The sequence below is a fragment of the Persicitalea sp. genome, assembly GCF_041751555.1.
GTDB lineage: Bacteria > Bacteroidota > Bacteroidia > Cytophagales > Spirosomataceae > Persicitalea.
In genome coordinates, this window is the sequence record NZ_JBGSXF010000378.1 from 1 (window position 1) to 3,375 (window position 3,375).

Annotated in this window: 3 protein-coding genes; all 3 read left to right on the top strand. The window is 54.0% G+C overall.

Annotated elements, in window-relative coordinates:
- Positions 1–297 (top strand): plastocyanin/azurin family copper-binding protein (locus tag ACEW8P_RS13405; RefSeq protein ID WP_373513584.1); only part of this gene is annotated, 297 nt, incomplete at its 5' end.
- Positions 298–450: 153 nt separating this feature from the next.
- Complete coding sequence (locus ACEW8P_RS13410; RefSeq protein WP_373513585.1) at positions 451–2,460, top strand: beta-L-arabinofuranosidase domain-containing protein; 2,010 nt, start codon at positions 451–453, stop codon at positions 2,458–2,460.
- Positions 2,461–2,485: 25 nt separating this feature from the next.
- The gene (locus tag ACEW8P_RS13415; protein WP_373513586.1) at positions 2,486–3,223 is read left to right on the top strand and encodes a ThuA domain-containing protein; all 738 of its coding nucleotides are present in this window, start codon (positions 2,486–2,488) and stop codon (positions 3,221–3,223) included.
- The last annotated feature ends 152 nt before the right edge of the window (positions 3,224–3,375 follow it).

A 3,375-nucleotide genomic window follows, 5' to 3' on the forward strand; every position in this document is an offset into this window, starting at 1 on the left:
GTGGTCATCAATCTGGAAAACCCCGACGGGATGCAGCACAACCTTTTGATTATCAAAATAGGTTCTTTGCAAAAAGTAGGGAAAGCAGCCGATGATATGTTGTCCAATCCCAAAGCCGCCGAAATGGCTTACGTCCCAAAAGTCCCGGAAGTGCTGCACGCCACCAAGCTCGTCAATCCTGGCGAGACGGTGACGCTGGAATTTACCGTTCCCAGCGTACCGGGCGACTATCCGTTCGTGTGTACTTTTCCCGGCCACTGGCGCGGAATGAACGGGATTTTGCGGGTTAGCAAGTAACACAGCGTTTACGATAGTTAATAGAAATCATTTTTGAACATTACATTGATGTTTTCAGCTAAATGTCAGTCTGAGCGGAGTCGAAGACCTCTTTCGAAGCTCGAGCGAGACTGTCTTTGACTCCGCTCAGACTGACATATTTTTAAGGTTTTCATGAGGCAATTGGTTGGCTTTCTTGTAATTATATGTGGTACCTCCGCCGCGCTTTCGGCGCAGCCGCGGAATACCCACTACATTACCAACCAAACCCCATTGTTGGCGCAACCCTATGCTGCCCTGCCTCTTGGCACCATCCAGCCCAAAGGTTGGCTCCGTACCATGCTGGAAACCCAGCGCGACGGGCTCACGGGCCACCTCGACAGCATTTATGCCGTGGTGGCTGGCCCCAACAACGCCTGGCTCGGCGGCACGGGCGATACCTGGGAGCGCGGCCCTTACTGGGTTGATGGCCTGGTACCCTTAGCCTATATCCTGAACGACGAAAAACTGAAAGCTAAAGCCCAGGCGTGGCTTGAGTGGAGTATCAAGAATCAACGGCCCGACGGCTACTTCGGCCCCTATCCTTACGACCCCAAAACCATGAAGCGGATTCGCGGTACCCAGCAGGAAAACAGCGAAGACTGGTGGCCCAAAATGGTGATGCTCAAAGCGATGCAGCAATACTACACCGCCACGCAGGACAAGCGTATTATAACGCTGATGGACAAGTATTTCCGCTACCAGTTAAAGCAACTACCCGATAATCCGTTGGGTAAGTGGACGTTCTGGGCCGAGCAGCGTGGGGGCGATAACTTGCAGGTCGTGTATTGGCTGTACAATATCACCAAAGAAAAGTACCTCCTCGACCTGGCTGAACTGATTCACAAGCAAACCTTCGACTGGACCAGGGTACTGTCGGACAACACGTTGCGCAAAGTCAATCCGTATCCCGACCTGCACTGCGTCAACGTGGCGCAGGGCATCAAGGAGCCGCTTATTTACTACCAGCAACATCCCGAAACCAAGTACCTGGCCGCCGTGAAGGAGGGGCTGTCGGCCCTGCGCGATGTGCATGGTTTTGTGAATGGTATGTTCGGGGCCGACGAGGCCATGCACGGCAACGACCCCACGCAGGGAACGGAACTATGTACGGCGGTGGAGTTTATGTACTCCTTCGAGAGCGTCCTGCCCATCACCGGCGATGTCTATTACGCCGATTATCTGGAAAAAATCGCCTTCAACGTGCTGCCCACCCAGCACGACGACGCCTACCTGCGCAAGCAATATTTCCAGCAGGTCAATCAAATCGAGGTGACTGACGAATCCCGGAATTTTGCCGACGACCACACGGCGCGGCAGGTGTTCGGCACCACGACGGGCTATCCCTGCTGTCTGGCCAATATGCACCAGGGCTACCCCAAGTTTGTGCAAAATATGTGGTACGCTTCGGCCGATAACGGTTTGGCGGCCCTGCTGTACGGAGCATCCGAGGTCAGAGCCAAAGTAGCGGGTGGCCAGGAAGTTGCTTTCGCTGAAGAAACCAACTACCCTTTTGAAGACGAAATTCGCTTTATGTATCAATCTGATAAAAAGGTGAAGTTTCCTCTGCACCTCCGCATTCCTGGTTGGTGTGAGAAACCCGTTGTCAAGATAAACGGGGAAGCAATGAAATACGGCGGGGAGAAAATCATGGTACTTAACCGCCTTTGGTCACCAGGCGACGTGGTGGAACTACAACTACCCATGGAAATCCGTTTCTCGCAGTGGTACGAGCGTTCGCTGGGCGTCGAGCGCGGGCCGCTGGTCTTTGCCCTCAAAGTAGGGGAGAAATGGCGCGAAGTCCAGACCGACCGCTACCCGGATAGTTTTCACGAAATAACCTCCACGACGCCCTGGAACTACGGCCTGTCCATAAAATACGCCAAGGCCGACTCCATGCGGGTGCAAGTAAGCCCGACCGTGGCCGACTACCCCTGGAACTTGCAAAACGCCCCCGTCACGATCACCGCCAAGGGAAGACTCATCCCGTTCTGGGAAAAATACCGGAACTCGACAGCCAAGATACCTTACCCAACCTATCCGCACTACCAACTCGATACCCCGCTGGAAGACCTGACGCTGATTCCCTACGGTTGCACGACGCTACGCATCGCCGAGTTTCCGGTAGTGGATAAAAACCGATAACTAATCTGACAATCAAAAATCAATTATGCTAAAAACTCATTTCAAATCGTATCTGGCGCTGGCCGCCCTAATCCTTATTGGCGTAGCCTGCTCGAAAAACAGCAGTTCATCGAGCAAAAAACCGATCAAGGTTCTCATGGTCGGCGGCGGTTCGTCGCACGACTTCGACCGCTGGTACAAGCAGGAAGACAGCCAAACATTGCAACGCGACGGACTGGCCTCGGTCGAGTACACCGACGACCCGACCACGATCATGTCCCAACTCTCGGACGTCGATGTATTGTACCTGACCAACAACCAGCCCATCAACGACGCCGCCACGCGCCAGGCGATTTTCGCATTCGTGGATGCGGGCAATGGGTTGGTATTAGCGCACCCCGCGCTCTGGTACAACTGGAAGGATTGGCCCGAGTACAACCAGAAACTCGTCGGCGGTGGCTCGCGTGGCCACAACAAATATGGTCCCTTCGACGTGACGGTGACCAACAAAAATAGCCCCATCATGAAGGGTGTCCCCGCCACTTTCCACCTCGACGACGAACTGTACTACTACAAAACTGACCCCACCGGAACGCCCATTGACGTAGTCGCCACGGCCAAAGCTACCACGGGGCCCGACGTGTTCCCCAGCATTTTCACCGTCAAGTACCCCAAAGGCCGCGTCGTCGGCATCGCCCTCGGTCACGACGCCGCCTCCCACACCATCGCCCCCTACCAAACCATTCTGCGGAATTCCGTGAAGTGGGCGGCGGGGAGGAATTAGGTTAAAGGTTAAACGGTCAACGGTTAACGGTTCGCGGATTTAAGAATTCGCAATCAAAAGGAAATCGTAGAACGCCGTTTGACCGTTAACCGTTGACCGTTAACCCTTTTTTTTAACAAGTAAAAGTCACCCCCCATGAACAAACAATTCAC

Bases quoted from the DNA above. Each gene is read 5' to 3' on its own strand.
- ACEW8P_RS13410 (WP_373513585.1), top strand. From the start codon at position 451: ATGAGGCAATTGGTTGGCTTTCTTGTAATTATATGTGGTACCTCCGCC.
- ACEW8P_RS13415 (WP_373513586.1), top strand. From the start codon at position 2,486: ATGCTAAAAACTCATTTCAAATCGTATCTGGCGCTGGCCGCCCTAATC.